Source organism: Variovorax sp. 3319, assembly GCF_031456585.1.
In the GTDB taxonomy this organism is placed as follows: domain Bacteria; phylum Pseudomonadota; class Gammaproteobacteria; order Burkholderiales; family Burkholderiaceae_C; genus Variovorax; species Variovorax paradoxus_P.
Genome location: NZ_JAVDUZ010000001.1, coordinates 826,251 through 850,498 on the forward strand (window position 1 = coordinate 826,251; position 24,248 = coordinate 850,498).

Genomic DNA, 24,248 nt, shown 5'->3' on the forward strand with positions numbered 1-24,248 from the left:
AGGGGCCATCCGATCAGTCGGTCTGCCTCGGAGCCGCGGCCTTCCAGCTGCGGCTGATGTGGCCTTGGGAGTCGACGCTTTCCAGGTGAACATCGAAGCCCCACAACCGGGCAACATGCTTCAGCACTTCTTCGGCGTCGTCGTGCAGCGGCAGGTTGTTGCGCTGCGTGTGGCGCAGTGTCAGTGCGCGGTCTCCGCGCATGTTGACGTTCCACACCTGGATGTCGGGCTCCCTGCTGCTGATGTCGTACTGGCGTGACAGCGATTCGCGCAGCGCCTGATAGCCGCTGTCGTCGTGAATGGCGGACACTTCGAGCTCGGGCTCGCTCTGGTGGTCGCGAATCGCGAACAGCCTGAAATCGCGCATCGTCTTCGGGCTCAGGAACTGGCCGATGAAGCTCTCGTCCTTGAAGTTGCGCATTGCGTAGTCGAGCGTCTTGACCCAGTCGGTGCCCGCAAAGTCCGGGAACCAGCGCTTGTCTTCTTCATTCGGCTTTTCGCAGATGCGCCGCAGCTCGGTGAACATGGCAAAACCCAGCGCATAGGGATTGATGCCGCTGTAGGCGCGGTGCCCCACGGGCGGCTGGAAGATCACGCCCGTGTGCGAGCTGAGCCATTCCATCATGAAGCCGTCGGCAAGCTGGCCGCGGTCGTACATGGTGTTCAGCAAGGTGTAGTGCCAGAAGGTGGCCCAGCCTTCGTTCATGACCTGGGTCTGGCGCTGCGGATAAAAATACTGCGCGATCTTGCGCACGATGCGCACCACTTCGCGCTGCCACGGCTCGAGCAGCGCCGCGTTCTTCTCGATGAAGTAGAGCAGGTTCTCCTGCGGCTCCGAAGGAAAGCGGCGGGACGAGTCGGATTCGGCGGCGTGTTCACTCCTGCGCGGCAGGGTGCGCCACAGGTCGTTCACCTGCTGCTGCATGTAGCGTTCGCGCTCGGCGCGCTGCGTTCCTTCTTGCGCCAGCGACCGCTTCTGCGGGCGGCGATAGCGGTCGACGCCGTAGTTCATCAGCGCATGGCAGGAGTCGAGCAGCTGTTCCACCGCATCGAGGCCATGGCGCTCTTCGCATTCGGCGATGTAGTGCCGTGCGTACACGAGGTAGTCGATGATCGAAGAGGCATCGGTCCACATCCGGAACAGGTAGTTGCCCTTGAAGAAGCTGTTGTGGCCGTAGGCCGCGTGCGCAATCACCAGGGCCTGCATGGCCATGGTGTTTTCTTCCATGAGGTAGGCAATGCAGGGGTCGGAGTTGATGACGATCTCATACGCCAGGCCCATGTGGCCGCGGCGGTAGTTCTTTTCGGTGGCGATGAACTGTTTGCCGTACGACCAGTGGCGGTAGATCATGGGCATGCCGACGCTGGCGTAGGCATCCATCATCTGCTCGGCGGTGATCACCTCGAGCTGGTTGGGGTACACGTCGAGTCCGAAGCCCTTGGCAGTTTTCGCTATCTCCGTGTGATAGGTCTCGATGAGGTCGAAGGTCCAGTCGGACGGGCTGGGCAGCCGCTCCAGCCGCCCGGTGGAGTTCAGGCGCTCGAGGGGAGGGTGTTCGGAGGTCATGCGGGCACCCCTTCCTTCTTGAAGAGGTCGCGGAACACGGGGTAGATGTCGCTTGCGTCCGATACCTTGCGCATCGCGAAGTTGGGCTGAATGCCCTCCAGCTGCGCGTATTCCTGCCACAGGTTCTGCTCGGTTTCGGCCACCTGTACATAGGCGTAGTAGCGCACCACCGGAAGAATGCTGTCCACCAGCAGCTCCCGGCAGCGCCCGCTGTCCTGGTGCCAGTTGTCGCCATCGCTTGCCTGCGCGCCGTACACATTCCATTCGCCGCTCGGGTAGCGGGCCTTGATGATCTCGTCCATGAGAACCAGCGCGCTCGACACCACGGTGCCGCCGGTTTCGGTGGCATGGAAAAATTCTTCCTCGTTCACTTCTTGCGCCTGCGTGTGGTGGCGCAGAAACACAAGGTCGATGCGTTCATAGTGCCGCGTCAGAAACAGGTAGAGCAGCATGAAGAAGCGCTTTGCCATGTCCTTGCGCGCTTCGTCCATGGAGCCTGAAACGTCCATCAGGCAGAACATCACCGCCTTGGCGCTCGGCACCGGGGTCTTCACGCGGTTGCGGTAGCGCAGGTCGATGGGGTCGATGTAGGGCACGTGCCGCGCGGTTCTGCGCAACTCCTCGATGCGCTCTTCAGTCTCGCGGATTTCTTTCTGGATGAACGGTTGTTCCGCTTGCGGATGCTGCTTCAGGTGCAGCAGGTGCGCCTCCAGGCGCCGCAGCTCCTTGCGCGGCTCACCGCCAAGCGCAATGCGCCGCGCGAGCGCGCCGCGCATCGAGCGCACCACGTGCAGGTTGTTGGGCGTGCCGTCGTTCGTGAAGCCGGCGCGGTGGCTCTTCCATTCGGGCACCTCGGCGATCTGCGTACGAATGAGGTGGGGGAGGGCGAGGTCGTCGAAGAACACGCGCATGAATTCCTCGCGCGTGAGACGAAACACGAAGTCGTCTTCGCCTTCGCCGCCGTCTCCGGCCTCGCCGCTGCCCGAGCCGCCGCCGGCCTGCCCTTCGGGCCGCGCGATGCGGTCGCCCTTCAGGTATTCCTGGTTGCCCGGGTGCACGTACTCGCGGTCGCCGCCGCGCGCATGGCCGAACACCGGTTCGGACACATCGTGGCGCGGCAGGGTGACATCTTCGCCTTGCTCCAGTTCGCGGATGTTGCGCCCGCTGACTGCGCGCCGCACCGCCTCCTGGATCTGGCCTTTGTAGCGCCGGAGGAAGCGCTCCCGGTTGCCGATGGATTTGTTCTTGCCCGAGAGCCGGCGGTCGATGATCTGCTGCAGGATGGCCACGATGATGTCAAAGCTCCTTGCAAAAAGGGAGCGAGGCTCCGGCCTCGCCGCTATGGACTACCGCTATGAACTCTTGCGTACCCGCAGGTACCACTCGCAGAGCAGGCGAACCTGCTTGGCCGTATAGCCTTTTTCGACCATGCGGGTCACGAAGTCTTCGTGCTTCTTCTGCTCGTCGGCACTGCTCTTCGTGTTGAAGCTGATCACCGGCAGGAGTTCCTCGGTGTTGGAGAACATCTTCTTCTCGATGACGGCGCGCAGCTTTTCGTAGCTCGTCCATGCGGGGTTGCGCCCCGCGTTGCCGGCACGCGCACGCAGCACGAAGTTGACGATCTCGTTGCGGAAGTCCTTCGGATTGCCGATGCCCGCTGGCCGCTCGATCTTCTCGAGTTCGGCGTTGAGCGCTGCGCGGTCGAACACCTCGCCGGTGTCCACGTCGCGGAACTCCTGGTCCTGGATCCAGTAGTCGGCGTAGGTGACATAGCGATCGAAGATGTTCTGGCCGTATTCGCTGTAGCTCTCCAGGTAGGCAGTCTGGATTTCCTTGCCGATGAACTCGGCATAGCGAGGCGCCAGCAACTCCTTGATGTAGCTGATGTACTTTTGCTCCGTTTCCGGCGGAAACTGCTCGCGTTCGATCTGCTGCTCGAGCACATACATCAGGTGCACCGGGTTGGCCGCTACCTCGGAGCTGTCGAAGTTGAATACCTTGGAAATGATCTTGAACGCAAAGCGGGTAGAAACGCCACTCATGCCTTCGTCGACCCCGGCGTAGTCGCGGTATTCCTGGATCGACTTGGCCTTGGGATCGGTGTCCTTCAGGTTCTCGCCGTCGTACACCTGCATCTTGCTGTAGATGCTGGAGTTTTCAGGTTCCTTCAGCCGCGTGAGCACCGAGAGCTGGGCCATCATGCGCAGCGTGCCAGGGGCGCAGGGCGCCTTGGCCAAGGATGAGTTGCGCACCAGCTTCTCGTAGATCTTGATTTCTTCCGACGCGCGCAGGCAATAAGGAACCTTGACGATGTAGATCCGGTCGAGAAAAGCCTCGTTGTTCTTGTTGTTGCGGAAGGCCTTCCACTCGCTCTCGTTGCTGTGCGCCAGCACGATGCCGTCGAACGGAATGGCGCCGAAGCCCTCGGTGCCCTTGAAGTTGCCTTCCTGGGTGGCGGTGAGCAGCGGGTGCAGCACCTTGATGGGCGCCTTGAACATTTCCACGAATTCGAGCAGGCCCTGGTTGGCCAGGCACAGGCCGCCCGAGTAGGCGTAAGCGTCGGGGTCGTCCTGGGCGTAGGTTTCGAGCTTGCGAATGTCGATCTTGCCGACCAGCGACGAGATGTCCTGGTTGTTCTCGTCGCCGGGCTCCGTCTTGGCGACCGCAATCTGCCGCAGCACGGACGGGTAGCGCTTGACCACCTTGAACTGGCGGATGTCGCCGCCGTACTCTTCGAGGCGCTTGACGGCCCACGGCGAGAGGATGCGGTTCAGGTAGCGGCGCGGAATGCCGTATTCCTTTTCAAGGATCTCGCCGTCTTCTACCGCATCGAACAGGCCGAGCGGAGTTTCGTTGACGGGCGACCCTTGAATGGCATAGAAGGGCACGTGCTCCATGAGCTGCTTCAGGCGCTCGGCGATCGAGCTCTTGCCGCCGCCGACCGGGCCCAGCAGGTAGAGGATCTGCTTCTTTTCTTCGAGGCCCTGGGCGGCATGCCTGAAGTACGACACCACCTGCTCGATGGCGTCCTCCATGCCGTAGAACTCCTTGAAGGCGGGGTAGATCTTGATGACCTTGTTCGCGAAGATTCGCGAAAGCCTGGAGTCGTTGCGCGTGTCGACCAGCTCGGGTTCGCCGATTGCCTTGAGCATTCGCTCGGACGCGGTGGCATACGCTGTGGGATCGCGTTTGCAAATATCCAGGTAGTCCTGCAGCGAGAGGACTTCCTCGCGAGTGCGCTCGTAGCGGGCGGCAAAGTTGCTGATCACATCCATGGTCACGCCTCCATCAAGTCTGCGGGTTTATTAACCCGAAGCCTGCAGCCGCAATGCGTCGCAACTTTTAAAGGTGTGCCCGCCCCATGGCTGCAAGCCGTGGAAAACTCCCTTAATCACATCTGCACAAACAGCATAAAGCAAAGAGTGCACCCGGAATATTGTTTGTTAAATCAGAACCACAGTGCCGAGTAAAGTTCCTGAGAAAAACCCGCACCATTTCTCAATTCCAGCTAAATTCCAAGGTTCGGCAAACGCACTTGGTGCTATCCCGATGCACAGTGAAAATACCTATGGCAATCGGTCTCTGCACTCTTTGCTTCTTTTCCGGGGAAAGCACCTCCTATTGAGCACCCCGCGGCTCAAAACCGTTACACAACAATAACGCGCCATGTGCTGTTTGGGTTTATTGCTCAAACCAAAAATATATAAAAGCAATCTGCGCGCCATCTTTTGATGGGCAAGTCGCGCATGTCCGCGTGGGAACGCGCGCCAAACAGTGGTCGGCGGGGTTCTGCCAGGGGGCATTCGTGGTGCGCGGCACCGAAGAAGGTCGGCAGGCACCGTTCGCGTGCGCGAACGAACGCAGGTCTGAAGAGAGCTGCGCTGGCGGCTTTCAACTACGCGAAAGGCCGGCAAGACAAGGGCTGCTGCCCCTGCCTTGCCGGCCTTGCTTCTACAGCTGAAAAATCAACTGAAGAGTCAGCTGAAGAATTCCTTGGCCTTGTCGAGCCAGCCCTTGTCGGTGGGGCTGTGCTTGTCGCCGCCCTTCTTGAGCGACTCGTCAAGCTCCTTCAAGAGCTTGCGCTGGTGCTCGGTGAGCTTGACCGGCGTTTCGACGCGCACGTGGCAATACAGGTCGCCCGGGTAGCTCGAGCGCACGCCCTTGATGCCCTTGCCGCGCAGGCGAAACTGCTTGCCGCTCTGCGTGCCGTCGGGAATGTCGATGGCAGCCGGTCCCTTGAGCGTGGGCACGCTGATTTCGCCGCCCAGCGCCGCAGTGGTCATGCTGACGGGCACAACGCAGTGCAGGTCGTCTCCGTCGCGTTCGAAGAGCTCGTGCTTCTTGAGGCGGATTTCGATGTACAGGTCGCCGGGCGGCCCGCCATTGGTGCCTGGCTCGCCGTTGCCGGTGCTGCGAATGCGCATGCCATCGTCGATGCCTGCAGGAATCTTGACTTCGAGCGTCTTGTTGTTCTTGATCTTGCCTTGGCCATGGCACACCGTGCAGGGCTCCGGAATGATCTTGCCGCTGCCGTGGCAGGTGGGGCAGGTTTGCTGAACGCTGAAGAAGCCCTGGCGCATTTGCACGGCGCCGGCGCCGTGGCAGGTGGTGCACGTAATGGGCTTGGTGCCGGGCTTGGCGCCGGAGCCGTGGCAGGTGCCGCAGTCATCCCAACTGGGAATGCGGATCTGCGCCTCCTTGCCCTCGGCGGCTTCTTCGAGCGTGACCTCCATGGCGTAGCTGAGGTCGCTGCCGCGGAACACCTGGCGCCCGCCGCTGGTGCGGCCGCGGCCGCCGCCGAATACGTCGCCGAAGATGTCGCCGAACGCCTCGGCAAATCCGCCGAAGCCCTCGGCACCGGGGCCGCCACGCATGTTGGGGTCTACGCCGGCGTGGCCGTACTGGTCGTAGGCCGCGCGCTTCTGGCTGTCCGACAGCATTTCATAGGCTTCTTTCACCTCCTTGAACTTGGCCTCGGCGTCCTTGCTGGTGTCGCCGTGGTTACGGTCAGGGTGGTGCTTCATCGCAAGCTTGCGATAAGCCTTCTTGATTTCTTCCTCGCTCGCGTTCTTGGGAACGCCGAGGGTTTCGTAGTAGTCGCGTTTTGTGGCCATGGCTGATTCGGTCGGGGCGGGCGTGAAGCCGTAACTTGAAGCGAGAAAGGCTGGAACACCCGTTCAGGTATTCCAGCCTTGTTCGAAGGGCTGAGGATCAGTCCTTCTTGACTTCCTTGACTTCGGCGTCGACCACGTTGTCGTCGGCCGGTGCGCTCGCAGCTTCCGGGCCAGAGGCTGCGCCCGGGCCGCCGGCGGCGCCTGCCGCGGCTTGCGCTTCGGCATACATCTTCTCGCCCAGCTTCTGGCTTGCGGTCATCAGCGTGTTGGTCTTTTCCTCGATCGAGGCCTTGTCCTCGCCCTTCAGGGCTTCTTCCAGGTCCTTGATCGCGGCTTCGATCTTTTCCTTCTCGCCGGCATCGAGGCTCGCACCGTGTTCGCCGAGCGACTTCTTCACGCTGTGCACCATGGCTTCGCCCTGGTTGCGGGCCTGCACGATCTCGAGCTTCTTCTTGTCGTCGGCCGCGTTGAGCTCGGCGTCCTTCACCATCTTCTGGATCTCGTCTTCCGAGAGGCCCGAGTTCGCCTTGATGGTGATCTTGTTTTCCTTGCCGGTGCCCTTGTCCTTGGCGCCCACGTGCAAGATGCCGTTGGCGTCGATGTCGAAGCTCACCTCGATCTGCGGCGTGCCGCGCGCTGCCGGCGGAATGCCCTCGAGGTTGAACTCGCCGAGCAGCTTGTTGCCCGCGGCAATGTCGCGCTCGCCCTGGAACACCTTGATGGTCACGGCCGGCTGGTTGTCTTCTGCCGTGGAGAAGGTCTGTGCGAACTTCGTCGGGATCGTGGTGTTCTTCGTGATCATCTTGGTCATCACGCCGCCCATGGTCTCGATGCCCAGCGACAGCGGAGTCACGTCGAGCAGCAGCACGTCCTTGCGGTCGCCCGAGAGCACTTGGCCCTGGATGGCGGCGCCAACGGCCACGGCTTCATCGGGGTTCACGTCCTTGCGCGGCTCCTTGCCGAAGAAGGCCTTCACCTTTTCCTGCACCTTGGGCATGCGGGTCATGCCGCCGACCAGGATCACGTCGTTGATGTCCGACACGCTGATGCCGGCGTCCTTGATGGCCAGGCGGCAGGGCGCAATGGTGCGCTCGACCAGCTCGTCGACCAGGCTCTCGAGCTTGGCACGCGTGAGCTTGATGTTCAGGTGCTTCGGGCCCGATGCGTCGGCCGTGATGTAGGGCAGGTTGATGTCCGTCTGCGCGCTGTTCGACAGCTCGATCTTGGCCTTTTCGGCTGCTTCCTTCAGGCGCTGCAGCGCGAGCACGTCCTTGCTCAGGTCGACGCCTTGCTCTTTCTTGAACTCGGCAATGATGTAGTCGATGATGCGCTGGTCGAAGTCTTCGCCGCCCAGGAAGGTGTCGCCGTTGGTCGACAGCACTTCGAACTGCTTTTCGCCGTCCACGTCCGCAATTTCGATGATCGAGACGTCGAAGGTACCGCCGCCCAGGTCATACACGGCAATCTTGCGGTCGCCCTTGTCCTGCTTGTCCAGGCCGAAGGCGAGGGCTGCAGCGGTGGGCTCGTTGATGATGCGCTTGACGTCCAGGCCTGCAATGCGGCCGGCGTCCTTGGTGGCCTGGCGCTGTGCGTCGTTGAAATAGGCGGGCACCGTGATCACGGCTTCGGTCACCGCTTCGCCGAGGTAGTCTTCGGCGGTCTTCTTCATCTTGCGCAGGATGTCGGCGCTCACCTGCTGGGGCGCGATCTTCTTGCCGCGAACTTCCACCCATGCGTCGCCGTTGTCGGCCTTTGCAATGGTGTAGGGCATCAGGTCGATGTCCTTCTGGACTTCTTTTTCTTCGAACTTGCGGCCGATCAGGCGCTTGATCGCGTACAGCGTGTTCTTGGGGTTTGTCACCGCCTGGCGCTTGGCCGAGGCACCGACCAGCACTTCGCCGTCTTCCTGGTAAGCCACGATCGACGGCGTGGTGCGCGCACCTTCCGAGTTCTCGATCACACGCGTGGTGTTGCCTTCCATGATCGACACGCACGAGTTGGTGGTGCCGAGGTCGATGCCGATGATCTTTGCCATGTTCTTTACTCCTGAAAGCCTGAAAAATATGTTGTTATGAACTTGTGGATAACCCGGCGCGATTCAAGGTATGAAGCGGGGATTTCCTGTGGGAATCGTGTGTATCGGTAGAGCGGATTACTTGGGCGCGCTAACGGTGACCAGCGCCGGGCGCAGCACGCGCTCGTTGATGGTGTAGCCCTTTTGCAGCACGCTCACGACCGTGTTCGGCTCCTGGTCGGGCGCAGGCACCACCGAGATGGCCTGGTGCTGGTGCGGATCGAACTTGCTGCCGGGAGCGGGAGCCACCTCGATCACCTTGTTGCGCTCGAGCGCGCTCTTCAGCTGGCGCAGCGTGGCTTCGGCGCCTTCGCGGATCTGTTCGGGCGTGGCGTCCTTGATGGCCAGGCCGGCTTCGAGGCTGTCCGTCACGGGCAGCAGGCTCTCGGCAAAGGCCTCGACAGCAAACTTGCGTGCCTTGGTGATCTCGTCGTCGGCACGGCGGCGCGCGTTCTGCACGTCGGCCTGCGCGCGCAGGTATTGATCGGCCAGTTCGGCATTCTTGGTCTGCAGGGCGGCAAGCTCGCCCTGGGCTGCAGCCAGTGCGTCTTGCGCCTCGGCTTCGTTGGCAGCCTGTGCGGCCTCCAGTTCTTCGGGGCTTGGCTCGCCTTGCAGCATTTGAGAATTCTGTGCGGATTGTTGCGGGTCAGACATTTTTCAAAGAACCGGCGTGTGCCGGGAAACAAACGATAGCCAGCCACTTGGGGCTGGTCGGAGGCATTTCAAGCGAAAAAATGCGGCAAAAGGGTCCGCGGAGGCATGAAAAAGGCCCGCAATCGGGCCTTCTTGCCAAGGGGTGGCGCGGACGCTCAGTGCGCGTCGAGCAGTTCGACGTCGAACTTCAGCGTGGCGTTGGGGGGAATCACGCCGCCGGCGCCGCGTGCGCCATAGCCCAGCGAAGCGGGAATGATCAGCGTGCGCTTGCCGCCGATCTTCATGCCGGCCACGCCTTCGTCCCAGCCCTTGATGACCTGGCCTGCGCCCAGCGAGAACGCGAACGGGTCGTTGCGGTCGCGGCTCGAATCGAACTTGGCGCCTTGCACGCCGTCGTTGTAGAGCCAGCCGGTGTAGTGCACGTGCACGTGTTGGCCGGCCTTGGCTTCGGCGCCGTCGCCCACGGTGGTATCTTCGTATTGCAGGCCGGAGGGAGTGGTAGGCATGTGAACGCTCCTTGCGTCGATTTTGGATGGTGAATGGATGAATCAGCGAAGGCGAGAAGTTTACCGATGCCTCCGGCCGGTTCTGCCGGCCTGCTCAATTGGCAGGGTCGGCGGGCGGGGTAGATGGAGAAGAAGAGGAGGACGGTGCCGGGCTCGAGGGCTCCGGGGAGCCGGGAGGCGCAACAGGGGCTGAAGGCGCAGGCGAGGAAGCCTGGGAGGAAGAGGGCGAAGGCGTGGCCGGCGCCGCCGCCTTCTTGACCTGGCCCAATTGCCACTTGCCCGCAAAGGCCTGCAGGTCGGACAGCCGCTTGAGCAGGTCTTGCCCGCTGACCGTAAGGCTGTAGCCGTCGCCGCCGTGGCTTACGAGGCCAGCCTCGCGCAATTCCTTGATTCGCGTATTGAGCGTGTTGGGAGTGATGCCGCCGACGCTGTCCTGCAGCAGCCGAAAAGTTTGCGCATGGCCGTCGCGCAGCGCCCAGAGCACGCGCAGTGCATAGCGCGCCTCGAGCAATGCGAGCAACTGGCTGATGGCTGCGTTTTCCTTGGTACTCATCGACATCATCTCCTCGGGGGCTGGGCGGGCCATCGATCCTGGCGGCAGGGCCGGGTGCTCGCGTTCTTGTTGGCTTGCTATGGCCGCTCGTTGGTCGGCGACTATAGCGCAAGGATCAGGATGCTACTAGTTTTATAGCTACGGGTGCATACGGCACGCGGGCTCTGAGACAAAGCCTCACAAATTGACAACGTCGGCCATGGCTTCGCCCAAGCGAACGGCGCGGGTGGGCGACCAATCGGGGTTGAACACCAGCGCAGGCGCCGGAAACAGCATGACCACGGTGGAGCCGAGCAAAAAGCGGCCCATTTCGTCGCCCTTCTTGAGCACGATGTCCTGGTCGTCGTAGTTCCATTCGCGCAGCTCGCCTCCGCGCGGCGGATTGACCACGCCGTGCCACACGGTGGCCATGCTGCCGACGATGGTGGCGCCCACCAGCACCAGCACGAAGGGGCCGCGCCCGGTTTCGAAAACGCACACCACCCGCTCATTGCGCGCAAACAGGCCGGGCACGCCGCGCGCGGTTGCAGGATTCACCGAGAACAGGTCGCCGGGCACGTAGATCATGCGCAGCAACCGGCCGTCGCACGGCATGTGGATGCGGTGGTAGTCCCGGGGGCTCAGGTAAAGCGTTGCGAAGCTGCCGTGCGCGAAGCGGGCCGCCAGCGTCGAGTCGCCGCCGACCAGCGCGGTGGTCGTGTAGTTGTGGCCCTTGGCCTGGAAGATCTGGTCGCCCTCGATGGCGCCAAACTGGCTGATTGCGCCATCCACCGGACACACCAGGTCGGCGTCGGCCAGGGGCCGCACGCCGGGCTTGAGCGCGCGCGTAAAAAACTGGTTGAAGCTCTTGTAGTGGTTGATGTCGGACTCGAGCGCTTCGCCCATGTCGACACCATACTTGGCAACAAAGCGCCGGATGATCCACGTGGTGACGGCGCCGCGTTCCTTGCCTGCGACCCAGCCGGCAAAATTTGTCAGTGCCTGCTTGGGAAACAGGTATTGGTGCAGTACGGCTGAGCGGTCGGACACGTGTGAATGGCCGGTGAGGCCTGGAATGCAAATCGGAGGGGCATTCTATAAAGGCGCCCGGCGCCCGCACGTAGGAAGCTTCCCTTGTATGCGGCCCGGCCACGTCGCGCACAGCAGGGGCGGTTGCACGCCGCCCCCCGTGCGCAATATCAGTCGGCCTTGATGCCGGCCGCCTTGATCACCTGTGCCCACTTCTCGACCTCGGCCTTCTGGAAGGCCGCGATCTTTGGCGTGGTCAGGTCGGCGGGCTCCATGCCGAAGCCCTTGAGCTTTTCCTGCATTTCAGGCGTTGCAAGAATCTTGCGGATCTCGGTATGCAGGCGGTCGACGATGGGGGCCGGCGTGCCGGCGGGCACGAAGATCGCCTGCCACGACAGCACCTCGAAGTCTTGCAGCCCCGCAATGCCCGACTCTGCAACAGTGGGCACGTCGGGCATCGAAGCCAGGCGCTTGGCAGACGTCACGGCAATGGCGCGCAGCTTGCCGCTTTGCACGTGCGGGCCTGCTACCACGGTGGTGTCGAACATCATGTCCACCTGGCCGCCGATCACGTCCTGGATGGCCGGGCCGCTCCCCTTGTAGGGAATGTGCGTGAACTTGACGCCCGACTTGAACGCCAGCAGTTCGAGCGACAGGTGCTGCGAGGTGCCCGTGCCGGCCGATGCCGACGACAAGCCGCCCGACTTCGTCTTGCTTGCTTCGAGCACGTCCTTCAGGGTCTTGTAGGGGCTCGCCTGGTTTACCACCAGCACCAGCGGGTTGGTGCCGATGAGCGTAACCGGCGCGAAAGACTTCTGCGGGTCGTAGCCGAGCTTCGGATACAGGCTGATGTTGATTGCATGCGAGCTGATGGTGCCGCCCACCATCGTGAAGCCGTCGGGTGCCGCGCGCGCGCCGATTTCGGAGCCCACGCTGCCGCCGGCACCGCCCTTGTTGTCGACGATCACGCTCGTGCCCAGCACCGTACCGAGCTTCTGGCCGATCAGGCGGGCCAGCACGTCGGTGGTGCCGCCAGCGGGAAACGGCACCAAGTAGGTAATGGCTTTGCCCGTGGGCCAGTTGCCCGGGCCCTGCGCGAAAGCAGGCAGGCTCGCGGCGAGCGAAGAGGCGAGGGCGGTGCGAATCAGTGTTCGGCGTTGCATGGCGATATCTCCTTTGATGATGATGTTCGGTCTCGTCGTTACGGCGTATCGACGATTTCGATCCAGTTCGGGTTCTTGCCCACGGCAATGCGCGAAGGCTGGCCCAGTGCGCCGGTGGCGGAATCGATGGCGTACAGCGCAACGCTGTGCGATTCCTGCCCGGCGGCAATCAGGTAGCGGCCGCTCGAATCGATGGCAAAGCCGCGCGGCGTTTTCTCGGTGGGTGTCTGGCCGAGCGGCGTCAGCTGTCCGGTGGAGGCATCCACCCTGAAAGCCGAAAGCGTGCTCGAGGTGCGCTCCGACGCGTACAGAAAGCGCCCGTCCGGCGTCAGGTGCAGGTCGGCCGCCCAGGGCTTGCCGGTGAATCCGGCCGGCAGGGTGGTAGTGCTTTGTTCGAGCTTGAGCGTGCCGCGCGCGGCGTCCCAGGCGTACACGTGCAGGCTCGCATCGAGTTCGTTCAGCAGGTAGACGCGGCGCTGCGCCTTGTCCCAGACAAAGTGGCGCGGGCCCGACTTCGCGGCGGCCATGGTCAGCGGCGGATCGTTGGCCGACAAGAGCCCCTTCTCCGCGTCGAAGCGCCAGCTGGACACGTTGTCGCCGCCCAGGCTGGTGGCAAGCACGAAGCGGTTGCTCGCGTCCGCGTGAATCGCGTGCGCATTCGGGCCGGTCTGCACCAGTTGCTGGATTGCGCCCGCCGCGCCGTCCTTGCCGATGGCGTTGACCGAGATCTTGCCGCCCTGGTAAGAGGCCGCAAAGAGCCATTTGCCGCTCGCGTCGAGATCGATGTTGGCCATGCTGTCGGCCAGAGGCGCCTCGCCGATTTTTTGCAGCTTGCCGGTGGCCGGATCGATCGACATGCTGACCACGCGGAACGGCTGCGAGCGAAGTGCGGCATGCAGCACGCGCTTGTCGGGGCTTACCACCATGGGCATTACCGTGCCGCCGACATTCAGTGCCTGCACCGGCTTGAGCACGCCAGCGGCGCGGTCCAGCTCGAGCACCGAAACCTCCTGGCTGTCGGCGTTGGACACATAGACCCAGGTGCCGGCAAAGGCGTGGCTCGCCGCAGCAACCGACAGCAGCGCGAATGCCGCGCGCACAGCGCGGAAAAGGGGGGTGAGGGGAGTGCGGCGCTTCATGGCTTGATGTTCAGCTTGGCGATCAACGCCTTGAAGTACGCGTTGTCCTTAGCCAGCGTTTCCTTGAACACCGCGCCATCGGTGTAGACATAGCCGAGGTTCTGCTTGTCCATCACCTCATGCATGAGCGGCTCGGCGGCCGTCTTGGCCGTGATCTCGCGCAGCTTTGCCATTACTTCAGGCGGCGTGTTCTTGGGTGCGCCAAGGCCGCGCCATGTGCCGATCGACAGGTCGATGCCGCGCTCCTTGGCGGTGGGCACGTTGTCGAAGCCCTTCACGCGCTTGTCTGCCATGACCATCAGCACCTTGAGCTTGCCTGACTGCACATGCGTCGTCACCTCGGCAGGGCTCACCGCCACTGCCTCGATGTGGCCGCCCAGGAGCGCCAGCACCGCGGGCGCCGCACCTTGGAAAGGAATGTGGCCGAACCTGGTGCCGGTCTTGTCTTCGAGCGCAGCCGCGGCCAGGTGCCAGATGGAGCCGTTGCCCGAGTTGCCGACGCGCACGCTTTCAGGCGACTTCTTTGCAGCCGCCAGGAATTCTTCGATCGTGTTCCACGGCGCATCGGCCTTGACGGTGATGGCGGCGGGGTCGGCGTTGAGCTGCGCAATCGGCTGGAAGTCGTCGTAGTTGAACTTGGCCAGTCCGAGGTGCGGCAGCGTGAGCAGTTCCACCGTCAGCACGGCGAGCTTGTAGCCGTCGGGCCGGGAGTTGATTACCTCGGTCCAGCCGATGGCACCACCTGCACCGGGGCGGTTGACGATCACGATGCTCTGCGACGTGTGCTTGCGGCTGGCCTCCGAAAACGCGCGCGCTAGGCCGTCCGTGCCGCCGCCCGGCTGGTAGGGCACCAGCAGTTCGATGGCGTGGTTCGGAAAGTTGTTGCTGTTGCTCTGGGCCCCGGCCAGTGCCGCGTAGCCGAGCGAGAGGCTTGCCGTCGCCGAAAGGGCGGCCAGGCCGCGCAGGAATCTGCTTCTTCTCATTGGTTGTTGTCTCCGTTATTGATCTTGGTTCGGCAGAGCCTCGAGAAAAGGCTGGAAGGGCGCTCTTGCGTCAGGGCATGTACTGCCCGCCGTTGACTTCGATGACCTGGCCCGTCACATAGCCCGAAAGCTGCTCCGAAGCCAGATAGAGAAAGGCGCCCACGCATTCGTCCGGTGTGCCGATGCGGCCCATTGGAATGCCGGCGCGGAACGACTCGAGCATTGCGGGCGTCGAGAAGCGGTCCTGGAAGGGGGTCTGAATGACGCCGGGCGCGACCGCGTTCACGCGGATCTTGTCGCCGACGAGCTCACGGGCGAGCCCGTGCGTCGCCGTGCTGACAAAGCCCTTGGAGCCCGCATACAGGTAGGCGCCGGGGCCTCCGCCGGTGCGTGCCGCAACCGAGGTCACGTTGATGATGTTGCCGCCGCCGTGAGTGCGCATGAGCGGCACCACCTCGCGCGCAAACGCGAGCACCGAGCGCGCGTTGATGTGCATCACCTCGTCGAACAGTGCATCGTCGAACTCGGCAATGGGCACGCGCTTTACCAGGCTGCCTGCGTTGTTGACCAGCACGTCGATGCGGCCGAACTGCGCGGCCGTTTGCTTGACGCATTCGCGGATGGCGGCGGTGTCGAGCACGTCGCCCTGCAACGCGAAGGCGTCGCCGCCGGCCTTGCGAATGGTCTCGACGACCTGGTTGGCCGCGTCGGCGGAGCTGTTGTAGTGCACCGCCACGCGCATGCCGCGGGCCGCGAACGCAATGGCGACTGCAGCACCAATGCCGGTGCTGGCGCCGGTAACGAGCGCTGTCTTGCCTTTGAGGTCTTCCATGGATGTTTCCTTTCGAGATCGTCGAATGAAGTCAGGTCACGGGGGCCGGGTTGAACAGCACCAGCGCGTTGTGCAGCTTCCACTGTTCGGCCCAGGTTTTCTTTTTGCCGCTGGCCACGTCGAGCATCAGTCGGAACATCTCCCAGCCCACGTCTTCGATGGTGGCGTCGCCATCGGCGATCCGGCCTGCGTTCACGTCCATCAGGTCGTGCCATCGGCGCGCAAGGTCGCTGCGCGTGGCCACCTTGATGACCGGCACTTCGGCCAGGCCGTAGGGCGTGCCGCGGCCGGTGGTGAACACATGCAGGTTCATGCCGGCGGCCAGCTGCAGCGTGCCGCAGATGAAGTCGCTGGCGGGGGTGGCTGCGTAGAGCAGGCCTTTTTGCCTGGCTTTCTCACCCGGCGACACAACGCCGGAGATTGGCGCGCTGCCGCTCTTCACGATCGACCCCATGGCCTTTTCGACGATGTTCGAGAGCCCGCCCTTCTTGTTGCCCGGCGTGGTGTTGGCGCTGCGGTCGACGCGGCCGCGGTCCAGGTAGGCGTCGTACCAGGCCATCTCGCGGATCATGGCTTCAGCCACTTCAGGCGTGGTTGCGCGCGAGGTGAGCTGGTCGATGCCGTCGCGCACCTCGGTCACTTCCGAGAACATGACCGTGGCGCCGGCACGCACCAGCAGGTCGGTGCAAAAGCCGACGGCAGGGTTGGCCGTGACGCCCGAGAAAGCATCGCTGCCGCCGCACTGCACGCCCACCACCAGTTCGCTTGCCGGCACGGTTTCGCGCCTGCGGGCATTCAGCCGCTCCAGGTGTTCTTCGGCCTGCCGCATGATCGAATCGATCATCGACATGAAGCCGACGTGCGCATCGTCCTGCAGGCACACCACGTCGAGCTTGGCATTGGCCGTCTCACCGATGTCGGCCACATTGCGTTCGTCCACCAGCGGAATGGTGCCGGGCGGCAACAGGCGTTCGGGCTGCAGCTTTTCGCAGCCCAGGCTGATGACCATCACCTCGCCGCCGAAATTCGGGTTGAGGCTGATGTTGCGCAGCGTGCGAATCGGGATGACCGCATCGGGTGCATCGATGGCCACGCCGCAGCCGTAGCTGTGGGACAAACCCACCACGTCGTCCACGTTGGGGTACTTCGGCAGCAGCTCGGCCTTGATGCGCTGCACCGCAAAGTCGACCACGCCCGCCACGCATTGCACGGTTTGCGTAATTGCGAGGATGTTGCGCGTGCCTACCGATCCATCGAGGTTGCGGTAGCCCTCGAAGGTGTAGCCCTCGAGCGGTGGTTGCGCGGGCGGCTTGACCGTGGCGATCGGCAGGCCGTCGAGCTCGCGCGCTTCGGGCATCTTCAGCAGCCGCTCGTGCACCCAGCTGCCGCGCGGAATGGCCTTCAGCGCATAGCCGATGACCACGTTGTAGCGCAACACGGCGTCGCCCTCGGCCAGGTCGACCAGCGCGACCTTGTGGCCCTGCGGCACGTTGTCCACCAGCACAAGGCCGTCGGCAAACGTGGCACCGGCCTTCAGCCCTCCGTCGTTGGCAACGATGGCGACGTTGTCCGCCGCGTGCATGTGGATGCGGTGCGGCGGACGCGCCGCCGGGGAAGAGGGAAGTGGTGAGTCGGCCATCGGAAAACGAAATTCGCGTTGCGGGTCTTTGCTGTTACTTCACCGAGTTGATGAGGTCGGGCAGCCACATCGAGAACGCCGGCACGTAGGTCACGAGCATCAGACAGATCAAAAGAGCACCATAGAACGGCCAGATGGACCGCATCACCTGCCCGACCGATACCCCTCCGATTGCACAGCCTATGAACTGGGTTGTGCCTACCGGCGGCGTGTTGAGGCCGAGCGCGCAATTGATCAGCATGACAATGCCGAACTGCACGGGGCTCATGCCGAACTGCATGGCAATGGGCAGGAAGATGGGCGTGCAGATCAGGATGGTGGCAGCCATGTCCAGGAACGTGCCCAGCACGAACAGCAGCACGTTGATCATCAGGAAGATGACCCACGGATCGCTGGAGACGCTGGTCATGAGCTCACCGGTCTTCTGCGGCACTTCGTACAGGGCCATGAAGTAGCCGAAGGCCGAGGAAATGCCGATGAGCAGCAGCACCACGCCGGTGGTCTTGCAAGCCTTGGCGCAGGCCTTGAAGAAGTCCTTGCGGCTGAGCGACCGGTACACGAACACCGTGACGCCCAGTGCCCACAACACGGCGGTCGCGGCCGACTCGGTTGCAGTGAAAACGCCCGACAGAATGCCGACAAGAATGATCGCCACGATCATCAGCCCCGGCAGTGCGCCAATGAAAGCCGAGAGTACTTCGCCCCAGCCCGGGAACGCGCCGCGGATCGGATAGCCGCGGCGAATGGCCACGTAGTAGGCGGCGCCCAGGTTGCACAACGTGAGAATCAGCGCGGGAATCAGGCCCGCGAGAATCAGGCTCAACACGCTGACCGAGGCAATGCCGGTGGTTGCGAGCGTGAAGATGATGAGGTTGTGCGAGGTGGGCATCAGCGCACCCACAAGGGCAGCGTGCGTTGTGACGTTGACCGCGTAGTCGGCGTCGTAGCCTTCCTTCTTCATGAGCGGAATCATCACCGAGCCCATGGCCGAGACGTCGGCCACCGGCGAACCGGCCACGCCGCCGAACAGCGTGCAGCCGATCACGTTGCTCATGCCCAGGCCGCCGCGCACATGGCCCACCAGGCTGTTGGCAAAACGAACGATGCGCTGTGCGATGCCGCCGTAGAGCATCAGCTCGCCGGCGAACACGAAGAACGGAATGGCCAGGAAGGAAAACACCTGCATGCCGCCGACCATCTTCTGGAACACCACGGCAACGGGCAGGCCCGCATAGAGTACCGTGGCAACGGAGGCAAGGCCGATCGAGAAAGCGACCGGCACGCCCAGCACCAGCAGTGCCAGGAAAACAAGGGAAAGGACAGTCAGTTCCACGCTGGCACCACTTCTTCGTCGCGCAGGAGGGCGACGATATGTTCAATCGAAAAAAGCACGATCAGGAGCCCCGCAATCACCAGGGCCAGGTAGTCGAGACCGACCGGAATGCCCATCATGGGCTTGATGTCGCTCCACTTGAGCGTGGTCCAGACCCAGCCGCTCCAGGTCATGATTGCGCCGAAGAGCGCAACCAGCGCATGAATCAGTATTTCGATCTTCAGGCGGATCGATTCGGGCAGCAGCACCACCAGCGAGTCGAGCCCGATGTGGCCGGCATCCCGCACGCCGACGGCAACGCCGAGCGCAGTGACGTACAGCACCAGTTGAAGCGCGAGCCCTTCGGCCCACGTAGGCGTGTCGTTGAAAACGTAGCGGCCAATCACCTGGTATTGGACGCACACGATGATCGTGATGAGCATCGCAACGGCGAGCATGAGGCTTGCCTTGGAGAGAAAAGCGCAAAAGCGCGAATAGGCGTGATTGGACGGCGGACGTCCATCAGGATTGACAAGGTCTTCGAGCTCGACGGGCACGCCAGTTGCCATCGTGTCTACCGCGGGGACGGTAAGTGTCATGGGAATTTCCCTGAATATGGAAAGAGGCCCTCCCTCTGTGGGAGGGAGGGCCGGGGCACGTTATTTGTTGTCTTGAACGGCCTTGACGAGGCGCTGCAGATCAGGCGTGGAGATGAACTTGGTGTAGACCGGGGTCATCGCCGAGCGGAACGATGCCTTGTCCACATCGGCGACGATCTGGGCGCCGCCCTTGGTCACCACTTCGAGCGACTTGGCTTCCTGCTCGTCCCACTTCTTGCGCTGGAACGCCACCGATTCCTTGGCCGTGGCGCGGAACAGGTCTTGGTCGGCCTTGGGCAGCTTGTCGTAGATGGCCTTGGACATCACGAGCATTTCAGGCGCCATGGAGTGTTCTGTGCGCGAGTAGAACTTCACTGCTTCGTAGTGCTTGAAGCCGTCGTACGAAGGAATGTTGTTTTCCGCTGCATCGATAAGACCGGTCTTGAGCGCGGTGAACACCTCGCCGGCAGGCATTGGCGTGGCGTTCGCGCCCATGGCGCTTACCAGGGCAACCCACAGGTCGGACTGCTGCACGCGGATCTTCAGGCCCTTGGCATCGGCCAGCGTCTTGACCGGCTTCTTGGCGTAGATCGAGCGGGCGCCGCTGTCATAGAACGCCAGGCCAACCAGGCCTTCGTGCTCGCAGCCCTTCAGGATTTCTTCGCCCACCGGACCATCGAGCGACTTGCGCATGTGGGCGATCGAGTCGAACAGGAAAGGCATCGTCGGCACCAGCGTCTTGGGGCAGATCGAGTTCAGCGCGCTGATGTTGACGCGGTTCATCTCGAGCGCGCCGATCTTGACCTGGTCGAGCGTTTCCTTCTCGCTGCCGAGCGCGCTCTTGTTGAACACCTTGATCTTGTACTTGCCGTTGCTGCGCTTTTCGAGCAGCTCGCTCATGTGCTTGACGGCTGCGACGGTGGGGTAGTCGTCGCTGTTGTGCACGTCGGCCGAGCGGAACTCGACGGCGCCTGCAGCCATGGCGCAGAGGCTGGCGGCCAGTGCAATCAGGTGGCGGTTGTATTTCATTTGTCTTCCTCTTCGGGTTGGTGGTTAAAAGGCAATCAGAAACGGCATTCGGGTTCCGGCAGACCCTTGACGCCAGGACGCAGCGCAAAAACGCCGCCCGCCAGCGGCTGGTCGGACAAATCGCCTCCGGGGCGGATCGATGTCACGAAGAGCGTGTCGAGCTGGGCGCCGCCGAAGGCGCACATGGCGGGCTTCTTGACGGGCACCTCGAGCGAGCGGTCGAGTTTTCCGTCGGGCGTGAAGCGGTGCACCAGACCCGCGTCGTTGCCGCAGATCCAGTAGCAGCCGTCGGCATCGACAGCGGCGCCGTCGGGCCGCCCAGGCAGCGGCTTCATGTCGACGAACACGCGCCGGCCATGCGGCGTGCCGGTATCGGTGTCGTAGTCGAAAGCCCAGATGGTTTGAACCAGCGGATGCGAATCGGAAAGGTACATGGTCTTGCCATCGGGGCTGAAGGCGAGGCCGTTCGGAACAATCATTTGCTCGAACTGCGGGCGCAGCGCCGCGCCGGCGTTCAGGTCGGCCTGGTAGCGGTAGACGCGGCCAACCTCGTGTGCGGCCGCCATGTCCATCTGCATGGTGCCGGCCCAGAAACGGCCCTGGCGGTCGCAGCGGCCGTCGTTGAAGCGCATGCCGTGCTCGGCATGGGCTGCGCTGGCGACGGAACTCGCGGCAAGGGTGCCGTCGGTGCGCGGCGCAATGGCGAACAGCCCGCTTTCCATGCCGGCGATCCATTCACCCGGGTGCCCCGCGCGCGGCGCTATGCAGGCCAGCATTTCGTCGCCCGTCCAGCGGCTGTGTTCGCCCGTGGGGGCGTGCCAGCGGTGCAGGCGCCTCGCCGGAATATCGACCCAATAGAGCGCTTGCTCGTCCGCGCGCCAGACCGGGCTTTCGCCGGTTGCGCACTGCACGTCGAGAACGAGTTCTGCTTGCATGCCGGCTGTCATTGGTCGCCGAACGGGCCTTGCGCCGTGAAGGCGCCGCCCTGGTAGATGGCGTTCGGGTCGGTCGGCGCCACGGGCGGCTGGGCCTCGACCTTGTCGCGGAACACTTCGGACGTGTCTTGCGGCACGAAACCCAGGTGCGCGGCTGCGCTGTTGTCCCACCACACATCGCGGTTGGCCGACATGCCGTAGACGACGGTGTGCTTCACGTCAGGCGTGAAGAGCGACTTCTCGATCAGTGTGGTGAGGTCGCGGTAGCTGAGCCAGGTGCTCATCATCCGGCGGTTGAGCGGCTCGGGAAACGAGGAGCCGATGCGGATGCTCACGGTTTCGATGCCGTAGCGGTCGAAATAGAACTGCGCCACGTCTTCGCCGAACGACTTGGAGAGGCCGTAGTAACCGTCGGGCCGGCGGGCGACGTTGGCGTCGAGGTGCTCGCTCTGTTTATAGAAGCCGATCACGTGGTTCGAGCTTGCGAACACCACCCGCTTCACGCCATGGCGGCGGGCGGCCTCGTAGATGTGGAACACGCCCTTGATGTTGGCTTCGAGAATCTCTTCGAACGGACGCTCGACCGACACGCCGCCCAGGTGCACGATGGCGTCGCAGCCCTCGACCAGCGCATGCACTGCGGCCTTGTCGGAAAGGTCGCAGGGCACTACCTCTTCGTGCGCACCCTCGGAAGGCGCGGCCGCGGCAATGTCGGAAAGGCGCAGGATCTCGGCGTAGGGGCGCAGGCGTTCGCGCAGTACCTTGCCCAGGCCGCCGGCCGCGCCGGTGAGCAGAATCCGGTGGAGCTTGTTGTTTGAAACTTGTGAGGACGTCGACATGTTTGTTGGCGCGTGATGGATTGGTCTGGACGGTCAGGGGGCGGCGGCTGGGAAACTCAGCCGGTATGGGAGGTCAGTCCAAATAACCGGCCGATGGATAGAGCGGCGCTAACGGAGGGCTGGAGTGATAAGTTATCTGTTGTCGTACAACTAATAGGGGATTATTATCTTGACCATGGTCCAAACGGCTACGGGTAATCCCTCAATATCCCCCGCGAAGGCGGAAGTCTCCGGCGGCGGCTCCTTTGTGGGGCGAGCGCGCCCGCGCGGCCTTGCCCATGGGCTGGTGGAAGACCTGGGCGAAAAAATCCGCAACCAGTCGCTGCGCCCTGGCGACAAGCTGCCCACCGAATCGGCCATCATGAAGTCGTTCGGCGTGAGCCGCACCGTGGTGCGCGAAGCGCTGTCGAAGCTGCAGGCCGCGGGGCTGGTCGAAACACATCACGGCGTCGGCACTTTCGTCTTGCAGCCGCGCGCAGCGGGTATGTTCCGGCTCGACTCGACCGACATTGCCAACTCCGTAGACGTTTTGGCGGTGCTCGAGCTTCGCATCAGCCTCGAAACCGAATCCGCCGGGCTGGCCGCCTCGCGCCGCACCGAAGAGCACCTGCTCGCCATGCGCCAGGCGCTCGACGATTTTGAGCGCAACGTGGCGGTGGCAGGGGACACCGTGGCGCCCGATTTCCGCTTTCACCTGCAGATCGCCCAGGCCACCGGCAATCCGTATTTCGCGGACATCATGAGCCACCTGGGTACCACCATCATCCCGCGCACCCGCATCACCGCCATTCGCAACTACGACCGGCGCGGCGAATACCTGAGCCGGGTCAACCGCGAGCATGAAGAGATCTATGCGGCCATTGCGCGCCGCGATCCCGAATCTGCCCGCGCGGCCATGCGCATCCACCTTACCAACAGCCGTGAGCGGCTGCGCGTCGCGCAAGAAGCGGCCCAGCAGACCGCACCTGCAGCACCCTCGGCGGCTTCCTGATCGAAATTTCGGTCGGGAAGGTGGACAATTGTTATTTATGGTTGTACGATGACTGACAACACAAACCAGCAGGAGACTTGAATGAGCTTGAAAAGACGTGATCTGGTGCTCGGCGCCCTTGGCGGCGGGGTGCTTGCAGCCAGCGGCGCACATGCGGCGGACGCCTGGCCCACGAAGCCCGTGCGCATTGTTGTGCCGTATCCGCCGGGTGGTTCGTCCGACATCATCGCCCGCTCCATCAGCCAGCCGCTGTCCGAGGCGCTTGGCCAGCCAGTCATCGTAGAGAACAAGCCCGGTGCCAACGGCAACCTCGGCGCCGACTACGTCGCCAAGTCCAAGCCCGATGGCTACACGCTCTTGCTGTGCGACGTGGGCGCACTCGCCATCAGCCCCTCCGTCTATACCAAGCTGTCGTTCGATCCTTCGAAGGACCTGCGCGGCGTGACCATGCTGGCCTATTCGCCCCATCTGCTGGTGGTGCACCCATCGGTTCAGGCCAACAACCTGAAGGAACTGGTCGCACTGTCGAAGAAGTCGGAAATCAATTTTGCGGTGACCGCCACAGGCAGCGCGCCGCACCTTGCCGGCGTGGCGCTCGAGCGTGCCAGCGGCGCGCGCTGGCAATACGTGCCCTACAAGGGCGGCGTGCAAGCGGTGCAAGACACCGTTGCGGGTCAAACCCAGATTCTGATGAACGGCATGCTCGCCACCCTGCCGCACGTTCAAAGCGGCAAGCTCAAGGTGCTCGGCGTTTCCAAGTCGACGCGCATGCCGCTCATCGGCGAAGTGCCCACCATTGCGGAGCAGGGCATTGCCGGTTTCGAGTCCGGCACGTGGCAGGGCGTACGGGTTGCCAGGGGCACGCCCGACGCCATTGTCCAGCGTCTCAACAAAGAGCTGATCACCGTCATCCGCGCGGCCGACATCCGCTCGCGCCTTGCAGGGCAGGGCGCCGAAGTCGTGACCATGGCGCCGGCCGAAGAAGAGCAGTTCTTCGGCAAGGAGCGCGCGCGTTGGGCCAAGGTGGTTGCCGACGCCGGCATCAAGCTGGACTGACTGCCTCTCCCGATTCATTTTTCAACTCACTCTCATTGGTGCCTCGATGAACCCTCAAGAACTCAAATCCATCATGGGCTCCGGCCTGCTCTCGTTCCCGTTGACCGACTTCGACGCGAACGGAGACTTCAACAAGAGCAGCTACGAGAAGCGTCTCGAATGGCTTGCTCCCTACGGCGCAAGCGCGCTGTTCGCGGCCGGCGGCACGGGTGAGTTCTTCTCGCTGACGGGCGACGAGTACCCCGGCATCATCAA

22 protein-coding genes are annotated in these 24,248 nt (G+C 63.2%); 3 read left to right on the forward strand and 19 right to left on the reverse strand.

The annotated features are described in order from the left end of the window. Positions 1–13: 13 nt before the first annotated feature. The 19 genes from J2X67_RS04175 to J2X67_RS04265 all read right to left on the reverse strand — a co-directional run bounded on the left by J2X67_RS04175 (position 14) and on the right by J2X67_RS04265 (position 21,946). Entirely contained in the window at positions 14–1,567 is a 1,554-nt protein-coding gene (locus J2X67_RS04175) for a SpoVR family protein (RefSeq protein ID WP_309950769.1), read from the reverse strand. Continuing rightward, the gene (locus J2X67_RS04180) at positions 1,564–2,856 is read right to left on the reverse strand and encodes a YeaH/YhbH family protein (RefSeq protein ID WP_309950771.1); all 1,293 of its coding nucleotides are present in this window, start codon (positions 2,854–2,856) and stop codon (positions 1,564–1,566) included. The genes J2X67_RS04175 and J2X67_RS04180 overlap by 4 nt, the downstream gene beginning before the upstream one ends. A 63-nt stretch (positions 2,857–2,919) precedes the next feature. Beyond that, on the reverse strand, positions 2,920–4,842 hold the full coding sequence (locus J2X67_RS04185) for a PrkA family serine protein kinase (protein ID WP_309950772.1): 1,923 nt from the start codon (positions 4,840–4,842) through the stop codon (positions 2,920–2,922). A 702-nt stretch (positions 4,843–5,544) separates the two neighbouring features. Beyond that, on the reverse strand, positions 5,545–6,681 hold the full coding sequence (dnaJ, locus tag J2X67_RS04190; RefSeq protein ID WP_258505162.1) for a molecular chaperone DnaJ: 1,137 nt from the start codon (positions 6,679–6,681) through the stop codon (positions 5,545–5,547). A 97-nt stretch (positions 6,682–6,778) separates the two neighbouring features. Continuing rightward, positions 6,779–8,716 carry a molecular chaperone DnaK gene (gene dnaK / locus J2X67_RS04195; protein WP_309950775.1) on the reverse strand — a complete coding sequence of 646 codons (1,938 nt, stop codon included), beginning with the start codon at positions 8,714–8,716 and terminating at the stop codon, positions 6,779–6,781. Between the two features lie 117 nt (positions 8,717–8,833). Next, positions 8,834–9,409 (reverse strand): nucleotide exchange factor GrpE, encoded by a 576-nt coding sequence (grpE, locus tag J2X67_RS04200; protein ID WP_309950778.1) that lies wholly within the window; start codon positions 9,407–9,409, stop codon positions 8,834–8,836. Between the two features lie 155 nt (positions 9,410–9,564). Further along, positions 9,565–9,915: an FKBP-type peptidyl-prolyl cis-trans isomerase gene (locus J2X67_RS04205; protein ID WP_012746856.1), complete on the reverse strand. Its 351-nt coding sequence runs from the start codon at positions 9,913–9,915 to the stop codon at positions 9,565–9,567. 94 nt (positions 9,916–10,009) lie between these two features. Then, complete coding sequence (locus J2X67_RS04210) at positions 10,010–10,468, reverse strand: helix-turn-helix domain-containing protein (RefSeq protein ID WP_309950780.1); 459 nt, start codon at positions 10,466–10,468, stop codon at positions 10,010–10,012. Positions 10,469–10,645: 177 nt separating this feature from the next. Then, entirely contained in the window at positions 10,646–11,497 is an 852-nt protein-coding gene (asd, locus tag J2X67_RS04215; protein ID WP_309950783.1) for an archaetidylserine decarboxylase, read from the reverse strand. Between the two features lie 149 nt (positions 11,498–11,646). Next, positions 11,647–12,639 (reverse strand): tripartite tricarboxylate transporter substrate binding protein, encoded by a 993-nt coding sequence (locus J2X67_RS04220; protein WP_309950784.1) that lies wholly within the window; start codon positions 12,637–12,639, stop codon positions 11,647–11,649. Between the two features lie 38 nt (positions 12,640–12,677). Further along, positions 12,678–13,778: a beta-propeller fold lactonase family protein gene (locus tag J2X67_RS04225; protein ID WP_309950786.1), complete on the reverse strand. Its 1,101-nt coding sequence runs from the start codon at positions 13,776–13,778 to the stop codon at positions 12,678–12,680. Next, complete coding sequence (locus J2X67_RS04230; protein ID WP_309950788.1) at positions 13,775–14,761, reverse strand: tripartite tricarboxylate transporter substrate binding protein; 987 nt, start codon at positions 14,759–14,761, stop codon at positions 13,775–13,777. Before J2X67_RS04230 ends, J2X67_RS04225 begins: the two co-directional genes overlap by 4 nt. 70 nt (positions 14,762–14,831) lie before the next feature. Beyond that, entirely contained in the window at positions 14,832–15,593 is a 762-nt protein-coding gene (locus J2X67_RS04235; protein WP_309950790.1) for a glucose 1-dehydrogenase, read from the reverse strand. 31 nt (positions 15,594–15,624) lie between these two features. After that, a complete protein-coding gene (gene garD, locus J2X67_RS04240; RefSeq protein ID WP_309950792.1) occupies positions 15,625–17,232 on the reverse strand; it encodes a galactarate dehydratase in 1,608 nt (535 codons plus the stop codon). A gap of 34 nt (positions 17,233–17,266) precedes the next feature. Next, positions 17,267–18,565: a TRAP transporter large permease gene (locus J2X67_RS04245; RefSeq protein ID WP_309950794.1), complete on the reverse strand. Its 1,299-nt coding sequence runs from the start codon at positions 18,563–18,565 to the stop codon at positions 17,267–17,269. Beyond that, the gene (locus J2X67_RS04250; protein WP_309950845.1) at positions 18,556–19,002 is read right to left on the reverse strand and encodes a TRAP transporter small permease; all 447 of its coding nucleotides are present in this window, start codon (positions 19,000–19,002) and stop codon (positions 18,556–18,558) included. Before J2X67_RS04250 ends, J2X67_RS04245 begins: the two co-directional genes overlap by 10 nt. Before the next feature lie 201 nt (positions 19,003–19,203). Then, a complete protein-coding gene (locus tag J2X67_RS04255; protein ID WP_309950797.1) occupies positions 19,204–20,172 on the reverse strand; it encodes a TRAP transporter substrate-binding protein in 969 nt (322 codons plus the stop codon). A 35-nt stretch (positions 20,173–20,207) separates the two neighbouring features. After that, positions 20,208–21,107 (reverse strand): SMP-30/gluconolactonase/LRE family protein, encoded by a 900-nt coding sequence (locus tag J2X67_RS04260; RefSeq protein WP_309950798.1) that lies wholly within the window; start codon positions 21,105–21,107, stop codon positions 20,208–20,210. An 8-nt stretch (positions 21,108–21,115) separates the two neighbouring features. Then, a complete protein-coding gene (locus J2X67_RS04265; protein ID WP_309950799.1) occupies positions 21,116–21,946 on the reverse strand; it encodes an NAD(P)-dependent oxidoreductase in 831 nt (276 codons plus the stop codon). A gap of 175 nt (positions 21,947–22,121) precedes the next feature. Here J2X67_RS04265 and J2X67_RS04270 point away from each other — a divergent pair, with 175 nt between their 5' ends. From J2X67_RS04270 to J2X67_RS04280, 3 genes are all read left to right on the forward strand, one after another. After that, on the forward strand, positions 22,122–22,937 hold the full coding sequence (locus tag J2X67_RS04270) for a FadR/GntR family transcriptional regulator (protein WP_309950846.1): 816 nt from the start codon (positions 22,122–22,124) through the stop codon (positions 22,935–22,937). An 81-nt stretch (positions 22,938–23,018) separates the two neighbouring features. Next, the gene (locus tag J2X67_RS04275) at positions 23,019–23,993 is read left to right on the forward strand and encodes a tripartite tricarboxylate transporter substrate binding protein (RefSeq protein ID WP_309950800.1); all 975 of its coding nucleotides are present in this window, start codon (positions 23,019–23,021) and stop codon (positions 23,991–23,993) included. 46 nt (positions 23,994–24,039) lie between these two features. After that, a partial coding sequence (locus tag J2X67_RS04280; RefSeq protein WP_309950801.1) for a dihydrodipicolinate synthase family protein occupies positions 24,040–24,248 on the forward strand: 209 nt, incomplete at its 3' end.

What these genes read in the sequence shown, in the direction of transcription:
- J2X67_RS04230 (WP_309950788.1), bottom strand. Translation starts at nt 14,761, where the DNA reads ATGAGAAGAAGCAGATTCCTGCGCGGCCTGGCCGCCCTTTCGGCGACG.
- J2X67_RS04185 (WP_309950772.1), bottom strand. Translation starts at nt 4,842, where the DNA reads ATGGATGTGATCAGCAACTTTGCCGCCCGCTACGAGCGCACTCGCGAG.
- J2X67_RS04270 (WP_309950846.1), top strand. Translation starts at nt 22,122, where the DNA reads ATGGTCCAAACGGCTACGGGTAATCCCTCAATATCCCCCGCGAAGGCG.
- J2X67_RS04265 (WP_309950799.1), bottom strand. Translation starts at nt 21,946, where the DNA reads ATGTCGACGTCCTCACAAGTTTCAAACAACAAGCTCCACCGGATTCTG.
- J2X67_RS04235 (WP_309950790.1), bottom strand. Translation starts at nt 15,593, where the DNA reads ATGGAAGACCTCAAAGGCAAGACAGCGCTCGTTACCGGCGCCAGCACC.
- J2X67_RS04220 (WP_309950784.1), bottom strand. Translation starts at nt 12,639, where the DNA reads ATGCAACGCCGAACACTGATTCGCACCGCCCTCGCCTCTTCGCTCGCC.
- garD (WP_309950792.1), bottom strand. Translation starts at nt 17,232, where the DNA reads ATGGCCGACTCACCACTTCCCTCTTCCCCGGCGGCGCGTCCGCCGCAC.
- J2X67_RS04225 (WP_309950786.1), bottom strand. Translation starts at nt 13,778, where the DNA reads ATGAAGCGCCGCACTCCCCTCACCCCCCTTTTCCGCGCTGTGCGCGCG.
- J2X67_RS04260 (WP_309950798.1), bottom strand. Translation starts at nt 21,107, where the DNA reads ATGCAAGCAGAACTCGTTCTCGACGTGCAGTGCGCAACCGGCGAAAGC.
- dnaK (WP_309950775.1), bottom strand. Translation starts at nt 8,716, where the DNA reads ATGGCAAAGATCATCGGCATCGACCTCGGCACCACCAACTCGTGCGTG.
- J2X67_RS04205 (WP_012746856.1), bottom strand. Translation starts at nt 9,915, where the DNA reads ATGCCTACCACTCCCTCCGGCCTGCAATACGAAGATACCACCGTGGGC.
- grpE (WP_309950778.1), bottom strand. Translation starts at nt 9,409, where the DNA reads ATGTCTGACCCGCAACAATCCGCACAGAATTCTCAAATGCTGCAAGGC.
- dnaJ (WP_258505162.1), bottom strand. Translation starts at nt 6,681, where the DNA reads ATGGCCACAAAACGCGACTACTACGAAACCCTCGGCGTTCCCAAGAAC.
- J2X67_RS04210 (WP_309950780.1), bottom strand. Translation starts at nt 10,468, where the DNA reads ATGAGTACCAAGGAAAACGCAGCCATCAGCCAGTTGCTCGCATTGCTC.
- J2X67_RS04255 (WP_309950797.1), bottom strand. Translation starts at nt 20,172, where the DNA reads ATGAAATACAACCGCCACCTGATTGCACTGGCCGCCAGCCTCTGCGCC.
- J2X67_RS04175 (WP_309950769.1), bottom strand. Translation starts at nt 1,567, where the DNA reads ATGACCTCCGAACACCCTCCCCTCGAGCGCCTGAACTCCACCGGGCGG.
- J2X67_RS04250 (WP_309950845.1), bottom strand. Translation starts at nt 19,002, where the DNA reads ATGCTCGCCGTTGCGATGCTCATCACGATCATCGTGTGCGTCCAATAC.
- J2X67_RS04275 (WP_309950800.1), top strand. Translation starts at nt 23,019, where the DNA reads ATGAGCTTGAAAAGACGTGATCTGGTGCTCGGCGCCCTTGGCGGCGGG.